The sequence below is a fragment of the Longispora fulva genome (assembly GCF_015751905.1).
In the GTDB taxonomy this organism is placed as follows: domain Bacteria; phylum Actinomycetota; class Actinomycetes; order Mycobacteriales; family Micromonosporaceae; genus Longispora; species Longispora fulva.
The window spans coordinates 8,030,241-8,045,078 of sequence record NZ_JADOUF010000001.1; the positions used below are offsets into that span (position 1 = coordinate 8,030,241).

A 14,838-nucleotide genomic window follows, 5' to 3' on the forward strand; every position below is an offset into this window, starting at 1 on the left:
CATGGCGTTGACCATCCCGGAGGGGATGCCGCAGTACGAGGACGCGCCGCGCTTCGACGTGGCGAAGGTACGCGCCGACTTCCCGATCCTCGACCGGGTGGTCAACGGTAATCCTCTCGTCTACCTCGACAGCGCGAACACCTCGCAGAAGCCGCAGCAGGTGATCGACGCGATCGCCGTGCACTACGCGTTCCACAACGCGAACGTGTCCCGCTCGGTGCACACCCTGGGCACCGAGGCAACGGACGCGTACGAGGGCGCCCGGGCCAGGATCGCGGACTTCATCGGCGCGCCCTCGTCCGACGAGCTGATCTTCACGAAGAACTCCTCCGAGGCGATCAACCTGGTGGCGCACGCCTTCCGGGAACGCTCGGAGGACGACCGGTTCAGGATCGGCCCGGGCGACGAGATCCTGATCTCGGAGATGGAGCACCATTCCAACATCGTGCCGTGGCAGATGCTCGCGGAGCGCACGGGCGCGACCCTGCGCTGGTTCGGGATCACCGACCACGGCCGGCTGGACATGTCGAACCTCGACGACCTGCTGACCGAGCGCACCAAGATCGTGTCGATCGTGCACATGTCCAACATCCTGGGCACGGTCAACCCGACGGCGGCGCTGACGAAGCGGGCCCGCGAGGTGGGCGCGCTGGTGATGCTCGACGCGTCGCAGTCGGTGCCGCACCTGCCGATGAACGTGGTCGACTACGACGTCGACTTCATCGCGTTCACCGGGCACAAGATGCTCGGCCCGACCGGGATCGGCTGCCTGTGGGGCCGCGCCGAACTGCTCGACGCGATGCCCCCGTTCCTCGGCGGCGGCTCGATGATCGAGACCGTGACGATGGAGAAGACCACGTACGCGGCGGCGCCGGCCAAGTTCGAGGCCGGTACCCCGCCGATCGCGGAGGCCATCGGGCTGGGCGCTGCGGTGGACTACCTCACGGCGCTCGGCATGCCGGCCGTCCAGTGGCACGAGAAGGAGATCACGGCGTACGCGCTCGACGCGCTCGCCACGGTCCCCGGGCTGCGGATCATCGGCCCCGAGGTGCCGGTCGGCCGGGGCGGGACGATCTCGTTCGCGCTGGACAAGATCCACCCCCACGACGTGGGTCAGGTCCTCGACGCGGAGGGCGTGCAGGTCAGGGTCGGGCACCACTGTGCCAAGCCGACGTGCGTGCGGTTCGGCGTACCGGCGATGACCCGTGCCTCGTTCTACGTGTACACGACGACCGACGAGGTCGACGCGCTCGTGCGCGGGCTCGAGCAGGTTCGGAAGGTCTTCGGCTGATGCAGCTTGACCAGCTCTACCAGGAGATCATCCTGGATCACTACCGCCGCCCGAAGGGCAAGGGCCTCCGGGAGCCGTTCGGCGCGGAGGTGCACCACGTCAACCCGACCTGCGGCGACGAGATCACGCTGCGGGTCTGGCTCGTCGGCGGTGTCGTCAAGGACATCTCCTACGACGGCCAGGGCTGTTCGATCAGCCAGGCCGCAGCGAGCGTGATGTACGAACTGCTCGCCGGCGCCAAGCTCGCGACGGCCCTGGAGTTGGGCGACGTGTTCGTCGAGCTGATGGGTTCGCGCGGCAAGATGGAACCGGACGAGGAATTGCTGGGCGACGGAGTGGCCTTCGCCGGGGTCTCGAAGTATCCGGCCCGGGTGAAGTGCGCGTTGTTGCCATGGATGGCGTTCAAGGACGCGGCCGCCCGTGCCGCTGCGGTAGGGGAGTAGAAGCCATGAGTGAAGCTGTCGAGCTGGCCACCGAGCCGAAGCCCAAGCCCAGCGAGGAGGACCTTCTCGAGGCCCTCAAGGACGTCGTCGACCCGGAGCTCGGCATCAACGTCGTCGACCTCGGCCTGATCTACGGCCTGCACGTCGACGACGAGCTGGTCTGCACCGTCGACATGACCCTGACCTCGGCGGCCTGCCCGCTCACCGACGTGATCGAGGAGCAGGCCCGCGCGGCGCTGCTGACCGGTCCGGGCGGCGGGCTGGCCACGGACCTGCGGATCAACTGGGTGTGGCTGCCGCCGTGGGGCCCGGACAAGATCACGGACGAGGGCCGCGAGCAGCTCCGGGCACTCGGTTTCAACGTCTGACCGTTTGGACCCGGCGTGGACGACGCTGGACTGCGCAATTCTGGCTCCCATGTACAACACCGGTACATTGGGAGCCCGAATTGCTTGCCAGCCCCGCCCACGCCGGGCCACGTCGCCTTAGATCAAGAGCCAGATCAAGATCATTTGGCGGTTACGGCGGGGCGTTTCCGGCGTGCGTCGGTCGTCCCCCTGAATCGACAAAAAAGGGCGCTCCCGTCAGGGAGCGCCCTTTGTGGCTTACTTGGCGGCGGCTTTCCTCGCCTCGCCCCGGAGCTGCGCGTCACGCTTCTCCGCCGACTTCTTCTTCTTGATCCGGTCCTTCGTCCAGCGGACCTTGCCACGCGCTCCTCTACCCATTCGGGAATTGTAGCCCCAATAATTAAGAATTCCCCGATGGGTCCCGACGGAGCCAACTGATCCCGAGTTCGTCGGCGGTGTACGCCACCAGGGCGCGGAGTTCGGCTGCCTCGGGGGTGTCGCCGAGCGCGTCGGCGAGGGTGCTCTGCGCGGCCGCGAGCTGCGGGCGGGCCCCGGCGGCGGCGCGCTGCTGCACGGACAGCCGGAACAGGGGGACCGTGTCGTCCCCGGTGGCGAGGTGCCGGCTCGCGTACGACTCGAGCAGCACGTCCCCGGTGTCACGGGCCCACTGCCGCACCTTCTCGTAGCCGGCGGTGGCCGTGGGGGTGTCGCCGCGCAGGTTCTCGGTGGAGACCGCGTGCCAGAAGAGGGGCCAGCCGCCGAGTTCCGGGGCGTCGAGCACGCCGCCGAACGTCTTCACCGGGTCGGCGTCCAGGCCGGGGAGGTCGAGGGAGAACAGCGTGCCCCAGTAGGTGAGCTGGCCGGTGAGCAGGGCCGCGAGGGGGGTGTCGCCGAGGGCGGCGATCGCGGTCAGCGCCGGGGTGACGTCGCCGAGCTGCCAGAGGAAGCGGTCGACGGTGATCTCGGCGGCGAGCGCTGCGAGGAGCGGATCGCCGGGGCCCGCGCCGCGCGCGGTGGCAGGGGTCGATGAGGTGGCCGGGGCGGGCGTGGCGCTGAGGTGCGCGAGGGCCAGGTCCCATTGGCCGGCGCGCTGGAGGTGGCGGGCCACGGCGAGGTCCGGACGGGACATGTAGGCTTCGTCAAGCGTCATGGGACCTACCATGCCCCGCGATCGTGTAGGTGGTCAAGTGCGTTACGAGGACTACATTGCCAATCTGGCCCGGCTCGCTGTCGAGCTCGCCAACGGCGACGGCCCGACAGCGTTCAGCGACGAGATGTTCGGCCAGCACCGGGTCGACCGGCCGACCCCGGACGAGCTGGCCGCCCTGCTGGCCGAGCTGCGCCCCGCGCTGGACGCCGTGGCCGACGGCGGCCCGCTGGCCCCGGTGAACGCGATGCTGGAGCGCCACCCGCCCAGGCTGCACATCAGTGACCACGACGGGTTGGGCGACCCACACCTGCACCATGCGTACGACGGGGAGCCAGCTCTGGACTGGCTCGCCCGGGGTTGCGGCGCGGCCCTCGCGCACATCGCGTGCGGGGTGCCCGAAGTGGTGCTCGGCCGGTGCGGGGCGCGCGGCTGCCCGAACTTCTTCGTGGACGCCTCCCGCAACCACAGCCGGCGGTTCTGCGGCAACACGTGCGCCAGCCGCACCACGGTCGCCGCCCACCGCAGCCGCGCCAAGGGGAACTGAACTCAGAGATTCTTCAGGGCCTCGCGGACCGACAGCGGCGACAACACTCCCCGACGCGCCTCGACGAACCCGCGGACCAGCTCCGGTTCCGTGTACGCGTACTCCCGCAGCGCCCAGCCGATCGCCTTGCGGATGAAGAAGTCCTTGTGCCCCGCGAGATCGGAGCAGTAACCGAAGAGCCGGACGGCGTCCGTGCGCGCCTTGTAGCCCAGCTGGTGCAGCACCGCCGTCCGGGCCAGCCACAGGTTCTCGCCGCCCGCCCAGGCGTCCATCGTCGCGACCAGCTCCGGGGACGCCGTCACGAGCGGGCCGACGACGTGCGAGGCGAGCGCGTCCACGGTGTCCCACCACGAGTGGGTCACGAGCAGGAACCGGACGGTGTCCAGGAACTCGGGACCGGCTACGCGGATGTGGCGGGTCACGTAGTCAGTACAAAAATAGTGGTATTCGCGCTCTTTCAAAGCCCAGCAGGCGCGCGCCACCGCCTCCAGCTCCGCCCCGGTCGGTTTCGGCAGCTCCCGCCACACCACGCGGCCGAGCGTGCGCCGGGCCGGGGACGGGATGCCGAGGAACGCGAACTGGTCGCGCATGTACGCCGACATCCTCGCCGCCTGCTCCGGGTCTCCGGCGGCCTCGAACGTCGAGGTCAGCGCGGCCAGCATCGTCGACGTCGTCATAGCGTCGAGCATGCCAGCCGGGTGTGACATAGCGTTGCGCCATGGCGAGCAGACCGGCAGTGGGCGGCGGACGATGGGTGGACGTGGCCCCGGCGCGGCTGGAGAAGTGGATCGCCGGCTTCGGCGAGCGGCACGGCGGGGCGACGGCCGACGGGCTGACCCTGACCGGTGGGGACGGCGAGACCGCGGAGTTCCACCTGACCGTGGGCTCGGCGGGCAGCCTGCCGGAGCTGGTCGAGGCGGCCAACGCGCCCTACCGGATCGCGCTGATCCTGGCCCGGCGCGGCGGGTACGCGGTCGGCGTCGCCGCCGGGGACCGGTTGACCGCCTCGAAGGTGGACTCCAAGTACGTGCAGAGCCGCACAGCCGCCGGGGGCTGGTCCCAGCAGCGGTTCGCCCGCCGCCGCGCCAACCAGGCCCGGCAGGTCTGGGACGCGGCGGCGGACACGGCCGTCCGGGTGCTGGTGCCGGCGTTGCCGGTCACAGCCCTGGTGTGCGGCGGGGACCGCCAGGCCGTCGACGAGATTCTCGCCGACCCCCGGCTCGCCGCACTGGCCGCGGTGCGGGTCGACCGGTTTCTCGAGGTGGCCGACCCCCGACTCGCGGTGCTGGAGCAGGCCGTCGCGCAGGCCCGGTCCGTGCGGGTGCTGCTGAGTTCCTAGCGGGGATCCCCGCCCCGGGAGCCACCGGGGCGGGGAGTTCGGACCGGCCCGGGACGCCCACCCCCCTCGGGACGCGCCCCGGACCGGAGCTGTTTGCGCAGCGTAGAAGCGCGAAGGCCACGGAATCTGCGCCGGGATCCCGGATCGAGGGTCCCCGTAGGGTCGCCCTGAGGGTTGTGTGACTTACCGCATACAACAGGTCGCGGAACGTGCTGAGCTGGGAACTCTCGCCACAAACGGGTCGGGCGGGCAGACTGGCGTGATGCAGGATGTCGCCGCCGTCCTCGGCCGTACGGAGGTCCTCGACAGGTGCCGCAGCCGGCTCGACCGGGGCGGTGGGCTGCTGCTGCACGGCCCCGCCGGCATCGGCAAGACCACCCTGGTCGACGCGCTGGCCGCCGAGGCCGGAGCAGCCGGGCTCCTGGTGCTGCGCAGTACCCCGTCGGTCGCCGAGGCCGACCTGCCCTACCTGGCGCTAGCCGACCTGTTCGGCGGGGTGATGGTCGCCGCGGGTCCCGTCCTGCCGGTGCCCCAGCGGGTCGCGCTGGACACCGCCCTGCTCCGCCGGGTGCCGGCCCCGGGGTCGCGGGTCGACCCCCTGGCGGTGCGGCTCGCGGTCGTGGAGCTGCTGCGGTATCTGACGACGCGGCGCGGGGTGCTCCTCGTCCTCGACGACGTGCAGTGGCTCGACCAGGCCAGCCTCGACGTGCTCGCGTTCGCCGCGCGCAGGCTCACGGGTGGCCGGCTGCGGGTCCTCGCCGCCGAGCGTACGGAGAGCGGGCCCACTAGGACCGCCGTCGTCCCGGCCCCGGAGGAGGAGGTCGAACTCGGTCCGCTGCCGGAGGACGTGCTCGCCGACCTGCTCCGGGCCCGGCTCGACCTGCGGCTCGTCGGCCCCGGGCTCAGCCGGCTGTGCGCGGCCAGCGACGGCAACCCGTTCTACGCCCTGGAGCTGGGCCGTTCCCTGCGCCGGACCGGCACCCAGCCGTGGCCGGACGAGCCGCTGCCGGTGCCGGCCCGGCTCCGGTCCCTGGTCGCGGCCCGACTCGGGGACCTGCCCCCGGAGTCCGGCCCGCCGCTGCTGCTCGTCGCGCTCACCGGCCGGCCCGAGCGGGTGCCCGTGTCGCGCACCGATCCCGGGGTCGTCGCCGCGCTGGAGGCCGGGGTGCTCGTCTTCGGCGCCGGCGGCCGGCTGCGGTTCAGCCACCCGCTGCTCAGCGACCTGGTGCAGGCCGAGGCCGCGCCGGCGGACCTGCGCGCGGCGCACGCCCGGCTCGCCGCCAGCGCCGACGACCCGGTGGAACGCGCCCGGCACCAGGCCCTGGCCGTGACCAGCCCCTCAGCGCGGCTCGCCGACGACCTGTCGGCCGCTGCCGTGGTCGCCGAGGACCGGGGCGCGCCCGGCACGGCGGCGGAGCTGGCCCAGCTCGCGGCGGAGCGCACGGTCGCCGACCCGGTGCTGGCGGCGTCCCGGCTGGTCGCCGCCGGCTGGTACGCGCACCGTGCCGGCCTCGCCGACCGGACCCGGGCGTTGTGTGGGGAGATCCTGGCCGGCGAGGTGGCTCCCGCGCGGGTCGAGGCCCGGCTGCTCCTGATGGAGCTGTGCGGCGGGGACATGACCGGGGTCCGCGCGCTCCTCGCCGCGGCCCGGGCGGACGCGGGCGGCGACGACCGGCTGACCGGTTGGGTGCACCGCTACCGGGCCGAGCTCGCCGTCCGTGAGACCGGCTGCGAGTCCGCCCGCGGGGACCTCGACGTCGCCGAGCGGCTGGCCGAACGCTGCGGGGACACCGAGCTGCTGCTCGACACGCTCACCATCCGGCTGTCCGTGGAGGTGACCACCGATCCGGAGCATGCCCGCGAGGTGCTCGACCGCGGCCTGCGGCTGGCCGAGGGGCGGGAGCTGACCCGCGGATCGGCGATGATGCGCCGGTATGCGGCGCTGGCCATCATGCGCGCCGGCGACCTGGAGCGCGCCGTGGACGTGGTGGATCGCCTGCGCGCCGACGTCGAGCGCGCGGGCATGGTCACCGAGCTGTTCGAGGTCCTGCAACTGTCGGCGGTCGCGTACGCCCGGCAGGGGCGGTGCGGGGACGCGTACACCGTCGGACTGCTCGCCGGCCAGCTCCGGATGGAGGTCGAGCCGACCGCCGGCCGGGGCCTCGTGCACCAGGGCACCGCAGAACTGTTCGGCGGCACGGTCGAACGGGCCGTCGAACTGCTGGACGCCGCGATCGACATCCAGGAACGCATCCACGACCAGGAATGGCTCGCTCTCGGCCTGCTCGGCAGGGGCCGCGCGGACATCCTGCTCGACCGGCTCGAGTCCGCCGCCGGCCGGCTGGACCGGGCCCGCACCCTGCTGCACAAGCTGGGCCTCACCGACCCGGCGCAGGCCGTGATCGACGCCGACCTGGTCGAGACCCTGGCGCTGTCGGGCAACCCGGAGCAGGCGGCGATCGTGCTCGCGGAGGCCCGCGCCGAGGCGGTCCGGTTGCAGCGGGACACCGTGCTCCTCGGCTTCACCCGGGCCGACTGCGTCATCGAGGCGGTCCGGGGCCGCCAGCGCGAGGCCGCCGACCGGCTGCGCACCGCCCTCGCCGGCTCCGGGGAGCTGCCGGTCGACGTGGCCCGCGCCTGGCTGACTCTCGGGGAGCTGGAGTGGCGGGCCCGGCGGCCGGGGCTGGCCCGGGTGGCGCTGCGGGAGGCCGCGGACCGGTTCGCGATGGTCGGGTGCCGGCCGTGGCACCGGTACGCCGTGGAACGGCTCGCGCGGCGGGACGCGGAGGGCGGCCCGGCCACGGAGACGGAACGCCGGATCATCGAGCTGGTCCGCGCGGGCGCCACGAACCGCGAGATCGCCGCGACCCTGCACCTGTCCGTGAAGGCCGTCGAGGCGAACCTGACCAGGCTCTACCGCCGGCTCGGCGTCCGCAACCGGGCCGGCCTGGCCCGCGCGTCCTCCTGACCCAGGGGCCCCGGTCGGGTGCGCGGCCGGGCCGTGCCGGAAAGAGCCTGAAAACCATCATCCGGTTACGGCGACACCTGCCCCGGCACGCGGCGGCCGCCCGGGGCTGATCGCCTCGGGATCCTCGACGCCCCGGGCGTCGCCCGTGCCGCGACCGGTCACGCCCGGTGCCGGAACGTCTGCCGGTACGCCGCCGGTGGCGCCCCGACGATCCGCCCGAAGTGCGCCCGCAAGCTCGCCGCAGTGCCGAATCCGCAGGTCGCGGCGATCCAGCGCACGGGCTGATCGCTGGTCTCCAGGAGCTCCTGTGCCCGGTACACCCGTTGGTGCAGCAGCCACTGCAACGGGGACATCCCGAGCGCCGCGGCGAACCTGCGCTCCAGGGTCCGGACGCTGACGTTCGCCTGCTCGGCCAGGTCCGCGGTGACGAGCGGCATGTGCAGGTTTCCGCCGACCCAGCCCAGCAGCGGGGCGAGCCAGTCGTCGGTGGCCGGCGGGGCCGGGCGGTGGAACTGGGCCTGCCCGCCCGCGCGGTGCGGCGGGGTGACCATCCGGCGGGCGAGGTCGGCGGCGACGGCGGCCCCGTGGTCGACCCGGACCACGTGCAGGCAGGCGTCGATCCCGGCGGCCGTCCCCGCTGAGGTGATCACGTTCTCGTCCTCGAGGTAGAGCACGGAGGCGTCGACCCGCACGGCCGGGTGGTGCCGGGCCAGCCGCTCGGCGTGCATCCAGTGCGTCGTCGCGCGCCGCCCGTCCAGGATCCCGGCGGCGGCCAGCACGAAGGCCCCGGTGCAGATCGACAGGATGCGCGCGCCGCGGGCGTGGGCGTCCCGCACGACCCGCACCAGGTCCGCCGGCGGGTCGTCGAGGTCGGGGCAGGCCGGCACGATCAGGGTGTCGGCCCGTTCCAGGTCGGGGCTGTGCCCGGCGGGGAGCTGGAAGCCGGGGCCGAGCGTCACCGGCCGGTCGCCGACGACGGCGATCGAGAACTCGTACCACGGCCGGGGGACCCGGGGCCGGTCCGCGAACACCTCGCACGGCACGGCGACCTCGAAGATCGGCATCCGGTCGGAGAGTGCCAGGACGACGACGTGCGGCTGCGCGGGCATGACGCGAATCTAGCGCACCCTGTCGTTTGCGGCACTCCCTGTCGGGTTCCGGGGCCGGCAGACTGGTGATCATGCGCAGCGAACCGACGCCGGGACAGGCGATCACCGTGTACGGGGCCTACGGGCACACAGGCAAGTTCGTCGCCGCGGAGCTGCGGCGGCGCGGGTGGACCCCGATCCACTCGGGGCGGGACGCCGCCAAACTGGCGGCCGCGGCCCGGGGCGGGGAGGTCCGCCCGGCGTCGGTGGAGGATCCCGACGCGCTCGACCGCGCGCTCGCCGGTGCCGTGGCGGTCATCAACTGCGCCGGCCCGTTCGCCGAGACCACGCCGCCGCTGATCGACGCGGCGCGCCGCGCGGGCATCCCCTACCTGGACGTCACCGGGGAGGCCCTCGTCGCGATCAGCACGTTCGAGCGCTACGCGGACGGCGACCGCAGCATCGTGATCGCGCCGACGATGGCCTTCTTCGGGGCACTGGGCGACCTCCTGGCCACCGCCGCCGCGCGGGACTGGGACGCGGTGGACGAGGTGTCGGTCGCGGTAGCCCTCGACAGCTGGAAGCCGACCCTGGGCAGCACGAAGGCGGGGGAGCGCAGGGCCGGCCGGCGGGTCGTGTACCGGGACGGCGGTTTCACGGTCCTCCCGGGCGACAACCCGCCACCGACGGGCACCTGGGAGTTCCCCGCGCCCTTCGGCACCCAGGAGGTGGTGGGCGAGGTGTCCGCCACGGACATCGTGACCATCCCGCGCCATCTACGCACCCCGGTCGTGCACGCTTACCTGAACACGCGTCCGCTCGCCGACCTCCGCGATCCGGAGACCACCGGGCCCGAGGCGGTCGACGACCGTGGACGGTCCGCGCAGCGGTTCCTCGTCGAGGTGGTGGTCCGCAGGGGGAACGAGGAGCGCCGGGTGTCGGCCCACGGGCAGGACATCTACTGGTTCACGGCCCCGATCGTGGTCGAGGCCGCCGAGCGTGTCCTCGACGGCCGGGCGAAGGTCACCGGCGTCGCGACGGCCGGCGAGCTGTTCGACGCCCGCGACTTCCTGGAGTCGCTCCCGTTCGACCAGCTGTCCCTCTGAGGAGACGCGGGGGTCCCGCCGAGACGGGGCCCCCGCGCGAACTCAGCCGAGCGACGTCCCGAACGTGTTGCACTGCTTCGGGTCCCCGGTCTCGAAGCCCCGGCCGAACCACTGCTGCCGCTGCACGCTCGACCCGTGCGTCCACGAGTCCTTGTTGATGCTGCCGGTGGCCTTCTTCTGGATCGCGTCGTCCCCGACGGCCGCCGCCGCGGTCAGCGCCTCGTTGATGTCCTGCTGGGTGATCGACGTGAAGATGGCGTTGCCGGACTTGTCGGTGGTCGCGGTGGCGGCCTTGGCCCACACGCCCGCGTAGCAGTCGGCCTGCAGCTCGAGCATCACCGAGTACTGGTTGGCGTTCCCGGGGTCGCGCTGCTGGGCCCGGCGCATCTGCGCCTCGGTGCCCAACAGGTTCTGCACATGGTGCCCGTACTCGTGCGCCAGCACGTACGCCTGCGCGAACTGCCCCGGCGCCCCGAACCGCTTCGCCAGCTCGTCGTAGAAGCTCAGGTCGATGTACACCTTCTTGTCGCCCGGGCAGTAGAACGGCCCGACGCCCGAGGTGGCGTTCCCGCAGGCGGTGTTGACCGAGCCGGAGAAGAACTGGGTGGGCGCGAGCTGGTACGCCCGACCGAAGTTGGTCTGGAGCCCGGAGCGCCAGTAGTTCTGGATCGAGTTCACGAAGAGGGTGTTGCGGCACTTGACGTCCTTGAACCGGTCGGGGTTCGTGACGGCGCACTTCGACTGCAGGTCGGAGTTGTCGACGTTCTGCGAGGTGGTGCCGCCGTCATTGAGCAGCCCGCCCATCCCGCCGAGGTTGCCGCCGACGCCGAGGAAGCCGAGCAGGCACAGGATCAGCAGCCCGACGATCCCGCCGCCGAACAGCCCGCCCCTGCCGCCGAGCACCGACCCGAGCCCGCCGCCACCCCCGCCACCGGAGTCGGCCCCCGGAAAGGACATCCCGCCCGGGAACGGAGAGCCGCCGCCGGAGGACCCCGACGCGTCCTCGACCTGTGACGTGTCGATCTCGGCCTTCTCGTTGAATTCCACGCGCACAGATTAACGGTCAGTTCGTCCCCCGTGGCACACGTGACGCAAAACCCATTTTGATCATGAATGTGGCCCCGGTAGACTCGGCACGTGCCTCTTCTCCTCGACTGACCCCGACGGTGCCCGTTCCCGTCCTTGTCACCCCCTTTTGTTCCGAGAGTGAGCACGTCAACCATGATTTCCGTCAGCGGCCTCGAGCTGCGCGCCGGTGCCCGCATCTTGCTGTCCGACACCACCCTGCGCGTCCAGCCCGGCGACCGGATCGGCCTCGTCGGCCGCAACGGCGCGGGCAAGACCACCACCCTGAAGGTCCTGGCCGGCGAGGGAACGCCGTACACGGGCCAGATCGAGACCAAGGGCCCGATCGGATACCTGCCGCAGGACCCCCGCACCGGCGACCCCGAGCAGCGGGCCAGCGACCGGGTGCTGTCCGCGCGCGGGCTCGACGTCATCATGGCCGAGATGAAGGCCGTCGAGGCCCAGCTCGCCACGGACCACAGCGACAAACTGGTCCGCAAGTACGGCGGGCTGGAGGACCGGTTCGCAGCCCTCGGGGGCTACGCGGCCGAGGCCGAGGCCGCCCGGATCTGTTCCAACCTGGGCCTGCCCGACCGGGTGCTCGCCCAGAACCTGGGCACCCTCTCCGGTGGTCAGCGCCGCCGGATCGAGCTGGCGCGGATCCTGTTCTCCGACGGCGCGGAGGGCGGCATCCTGCTGCTCGACGAGCCGACGAACCACCTCGACGCCGACTCGATCACCTGGCTGCGCGGCTACCTCGCCGGGCACAAGAGCGGGCTGATCGTGATCAGTCACGACGCCTCGCTGCTCGACGCCGTGGTCAACAAGGTGTGGTATCTGGACGCGAACCGCTCGATGGTCGACCAGTACAGCCTGGGGTGGAAGGCCTATCTCACCCAGCGCGAGTCCGACGAGCGCCGCCGCAAGCGCGAGCGGGCCAACGCGGAGAAGAAGGCCGGCGCGCTGTTCGCGCAGGCGGACAAGATGCGGGCCAAGGCCACCAAGACCGTGGCCGCGCAGAACATGGCCAAGCGCGCCGAGAAGATGATCAGCGGGCTGGAGGAGGTCCGGGCCAGCGACAGGGTCGCCAAGGTCCGGTTCCCGGCCCCGGTGCCGTGCGGCAAGACCCCGCTGACGGCGTCCGGGCTGAGCAAGTCCTACGGCTCGTTGGAGATCTTCACCGACGTGGACGTGGCCGTCGACCGGGGCTCCCGGGTCGCGATCATCGGCCTGAACGGCGCGGGCAAGACGACCCTGCTGCGGATGCTCGGCGGCGTGGTCGAGTCCGACACCGGCGAGGTGGTCGCCGGGCACGGCCTGCGGATCGGCTACTACGCCCAGGAGCACGAGACCCTGGACGTGGACCGCACGGTTCTCGACCACATGCGCTCGGCGTCCTCGGCGATCGGCCCGCACGGCACCGGCCAGACCGACACGGAGCTGCGCAAGATCCTCGGCGCGTTCCTGTTCACCGGCGACGACGTGGACAAGCCGGCCGGCGTGCTCTCCGGCGGCGAGAAGACCCGGCTCGCCCTGGCGGGCCTGGTCTGCTCCGGCGCGAACGTGCTGCTCCTCGACGAGCCGACGAACAACCTGGACCCGGCGAGCCGCGAGCAGGTGCTCGACGCGATCGCCAACTACCCGGGTGCGATCGTGCTGGTCACGCACGACCCGGGTGCCGTGCTCGCCCTCAAGCCGGACCGGGCGATCCTGCTGCCCGACGGCGTCGAGGACGCCTGGTCCGACGACCTGCTGGAGCTCATCGAGCTGGCGTAGCCGCGCGGAGCGTGGCTGGGCCCACTTTTTCAGGGCCTAGAGCTACAAGCAAGAAGAGCGCCTTCATCTGGTACCGGATGAAGGCGCTCTTTTGTCTCACCTGGGGTCGCGGCTGGCTCACCAGGGGGTCGCGACGACCGCCTCGATCACCATCGCCGTGAGAGCCCCTGCGGTGACCAGGAGTAGTGGGGGGTGTACAGGTGGCCCCCCCTGGCGTTCCGGGGCCGTGGCGGCCACCAGGAGCCACGGGAAGAACGGCAGCCACGCGTGCTCCACCCCGCCGCGCGCGAACCCGGCGAGCACGGAGAACAGGATGGATCGCCACCAGAGCCCCGACCAGGAACGGCCAGCCCGGCGTGTTCCGCAGCTTGCGCACGCTGGCCATCAGCGCCGGACCGGCAGCGATCAGGAGCGCGACCAGGCTGATCCCGCTCCACCACAGCGCCGAGCGGTGCGGCTCGATCCGGGCAGCGAAGTCCGCCTGCGCGGTGAGCAGCCCGTCGAACCAGTTGAACCCGGCCCAGGTGGCCAGGAGCACCGGGATCAGCGCGCCCAGCCCGCTGGCCAGGTGCAGCAGGGGGCGGCGGCGGGCGAAGTACAGGCAGACGACGGACAGCCCCAGCCACGGCACCGAGTACGAGAACAGCGCCGCAACGCCCAGCACCAGCCCCGCCGACAGGGTCAGCCCCGCGGCCTTCCACCCGGTCCGGACGTGTTTGCTGCCGCGCTCGCCGAGCATCACCCCGGTCGCGCCGAGCAGTGCCACGATCCCGTCCAGGCTGACCGCCGTCCAGATCGCGTACGGGGCCAGGACCAGCACCGGCACGAACGCCCGCGCGGCGGCGTCCCCGCACGAGCCGCGCACGGCGACCAGCACGACGGGCACCGTCAGCAGGCCGACGGCCGTCAGGAGCGTGCCGATCACCAGGTCGGGCAGGCCGGCCTCGCGCAGCCAGCCGAGCAGCAGCAGCGGGCCGGGCGGGTGTCCGACGCCGGTGGAGTCGTCGGAGAACGTCAGGGCGCGGGTAAGGCCGCCCGGGCCGTCGACGAGTGCCAGGCCGACCGCCCAGGCGAGCCCGGCGACGTAACCGAACCCGAGCACGTGTCCCCACCGCAGTCCGTCGAGCAGTCCGCGGGCGGAGGCGAGCAGCACGGCCACCGCGACGGCTGGTGCGAGAAGCGTCCCGGGGCCGAGGTGGAAGCGGTAATGTCCCAGGAAGGGGGCACTTGCGGTGCCCAGATGTGCCCCTCCGTGCACGGCCAACCACGTGAGCGTGAGCCCGACGCCGGCGAGCGTCAACCAGGTCACCAGTTCACGCCGTTCGATCCGGGTCGGTTGTGTCGTCACGGAGCAAGAGGCTATCGGGTACCCGACACGAGCGCGCGTGTTGGTTGGCTTCCGGGGCATATCTGGCGCATGATCTTTGGAAACGATCTCATGGGTGGGATCGGCAACCGCTCACAGCGAGACGTGAGGGATAGATGATGGTAGCCACCGGCACCAGCACCACCACCGAGAAGGGGCGCCGGATCATCGGGGCCGAGCGTCAGACCCTGGCCAAGGACCTCGTCGAGCGGTATGCCGCCGGCGAGAGCATCCGGGCCCTGGCCACCTCGACCGGACGCTCGTACGGCTTCGTGCACCGGGTGCTCTCGGAGTCCGAGGTCCAGCTTCGGCAGCGAGGCGGCGCACGGCGTCGTAAGAAGGCGTGACCTGCCTG

At 72.2% G+C, this 14,838-nt stretch carries 14 protein-coding genes; 9 read left to right on the forward strand and 5 right to left on the reverse strand.

Annotated features, from left to right (window positions below; translation table 11 throughout):
• Position 1: 1 nt before the first annotated feature.
• From IW245_RS37240 to IW245_RS37250, 3 genes are read left to right on the forward strand one after another with little or no spacing between them, the layout of a single operon-like run.
• On the forward strand, positions 2 to 1,291 hold the full coding sequence (locus IW245_RS37240) for a cysteine desulfurase (RefSeq protein ID WP_197007759.1): 1,290 nt from the start codon (positions 2 to 4) through the stop codon (positions 1,289 to 1,291).
• Positions 1,291 to 1,734, forward strand: coding sequence for a Fe-S cluster assembly sulfur transfer protein SufU (gene sufU, locus IW245_RS37245; protein WP_197007760.1), 444 nt, complete (start codon positions 1,291 to 1,293; stop codon positions 1,732 to 1,734). The genes IW245_RS37240 and sufU overlap by 1 nt, the downstream gene beginning before the upstream one ends.
• Positions 1,735 to 1,739: 5 nt before the next feature.
• Positions 1,740 to 2,102 carry a metal-sulfur cluster assembly factor gene (locus IW245_RS37250; RefSeq protein WP_197007761.1) on the forward strand — a complete coding sequence of 121 codons (363 nt, stop codon included), beginning with the start codon at positions 1,740 to 1,742 and terminating at the stop codon, positions 2,100 to 2,102.
• A gap of 379 nt (positions 2,103 to 2,481) precedes the next feature.
• Here the strand turns inward: IW245_RS37250 and IW245_RS37255 are convergent, their stop codons facing one another.
• On the reverse strand, positions 2,482 to 3,231 hold the full coding sequence (locus IW245_RS37255) for a hypothetical protein (protein ID WP_197007762.1): 750 nt from the start codon (positions 3,229 to 3,231) through the stop codon (positions 2,482 to 2,484).
• Between the two features lie 37 nt (positions 3,232 to 3,268).
• On the opposite strand from IW245_RS37255, the gene IW245_RS37260 reads away from it, so the two are divergent.
• Positions 3,269 to 3,775, forward strand: coding sequence for a CGNR zinc finger domain-containing protein (locus tag IW245_RS37260; RefSeq protein WP_197007763.1), 507 nt, complete (start codon positions 3,269 to 3,271; stop codon positions 3,773 to 3,775).
• A gap of 2 nt (positions 3,776 to 3,777) precedes the next feature.
• Here the strand turns inward: IW245_RS37260 and IW245_RS37265 are convergent, their stop codons facing one another.
• The gene (locus tag IW245_RS37265) at positions 3,778 to 4,452 is read right to left on the reverse strand and encodes a DNA alkylation repair protein (protein WP_197007764.1); all 675 of its coding nucleotides are present in this window, start codon (positions 4,450 to 4,452) and stop codon (positions 3,778 to 3,780) included.
• A 41-nt stretch (positions 4,453 to 4,493) separates the two neighbouring features.
• On the opposite strand from IW245_RS37265, the gene IW245_RS37270 reads away from it, so the two are divergent.
• Complete coding sequence (locus tag IW245_RS37270; protein ID WP_197007765.1) at positions 4,494 to 5,114, forward strand: acVLRF1 family peptidyl-tRNA hydrolase; 621 nt, start codon at positions 4,494 to 4,496, stop codon at positions 5,112 to 5,114.
• Between the two features lie 262 nt (positions 5,115 to 5,376).
• Positions 5,377 to 8,082 carry an AAA family ATPase gene (locus IW245_RS37275; RefSeq protein WP_197007766.1) on the forward strand — a complete coding sequence of 902 codons (2,706 nt, stop codon included), beginning with the start codon at positions 5,377 to 5,379 and terminating at the stop codon, positions 8,080 to 8,082.
• Between the two features lie 158 nt (positions 8,083 to 8,240).
• On the opposite strand, the gene IW245_RS37280 is transcribed toward IW245_RS37275, so the two are convergent.
• Positions 8,241 to 9,191, reverse strand: coding sequence for a helix-turn-helix domain-containing protein (locus IW245_RS37280; RefSeq protein WP_197007767.1), 951 nt, complete (start codon positions 9,189 to 9,191; stop codon positions 8,241 to 8,243).
• Between the two features lie 71 nt (positions 9,192 to 9,262).
• On the opposite strand from IW245_RS37280, the gene IW245_RS37285 reads away from it, so the two are divergent.
• Positions 9,263 to 10,276 (forward strand): NAD(P)H-binding protein, encoded by a 1,014-nt coding sequence (locus IW245_RS37285; protein WP_197007768.1) that lies wholly within the window; start codon positions 9,263 to 9,265, stop codon positions 10,274 to 10,276.
• Positions 10,277 to 10,318: 42 nt separating this feature from the next.
• On the opposite strand, the gene ypfJ is transcribed toward IW245_RS37285, so the two are convergent.
• Positions 10,319 to 11,323 (reverse strand): KPN_02809 family neutral zinc metallopeptidase, encoded by a 1,005-nt coding sequence (gene ypfJ, locus IW245_RS37290; protein WP_197007769.1) that lies wholly within the window; start codon positions 11,321 to 11,323, stop codon positions 10,319 to 10,321.
• A 174-nt stretch (positions 11,324 to 11,497) separates the two neighbouring features.
• On the opposite strand from ypfJ, the gene IW245_RS37295 reads away from it, so the two are divergent.
• The gene (locus tag IW245_RS37295; protein ID WP_197007770.1) at positions 11,498 to 13,117 is read left to right on the forward strand and encodes an ABC-F family ATP-binding cassette domain-containing protein; all 1,620 of its coding nucleotides are present in this window, start codon (positions 11,498 to 11,500) and stop codon (positions 13,115 to 13,117) included.
• Here the strand turns inward: IW245_RS37295 and IW245_RS37300 are convergent.
• Positions 13,101 to 14,465, reverse strand: coding sequence for a hypothetical protein (locus IW245_RS37300; protein ID WP_231399061.1), 1,365 nt, complete (start codon positions 14,463 to 14,465; stop codon positions 13,101 to 13,103). The genes IW245_RS37295 and IW245_RS37300 overlap by 17 nt on opposite strands.
• 137 nt (positions 14,466 to 14,602) lie before the next feature.
• Here IW245_RS37300 and IW245_RS37305 point away from each other — a divergent pair, with 137 nt between their 5' ends.
• Positions 14,603 to 14,830, forward strand: a complete 228-nt coding sequence (locus IW245_RS37305; RefSeq protein ID WP_197008887.1) for a helix-turn-helix domain-containing protein — start codon at positions 14,603 to 14,605, stop codon at positions 14,828 to 14,830.
• Positions 14,831 to 14,838 lie beyond the last annotated feature (8 nt).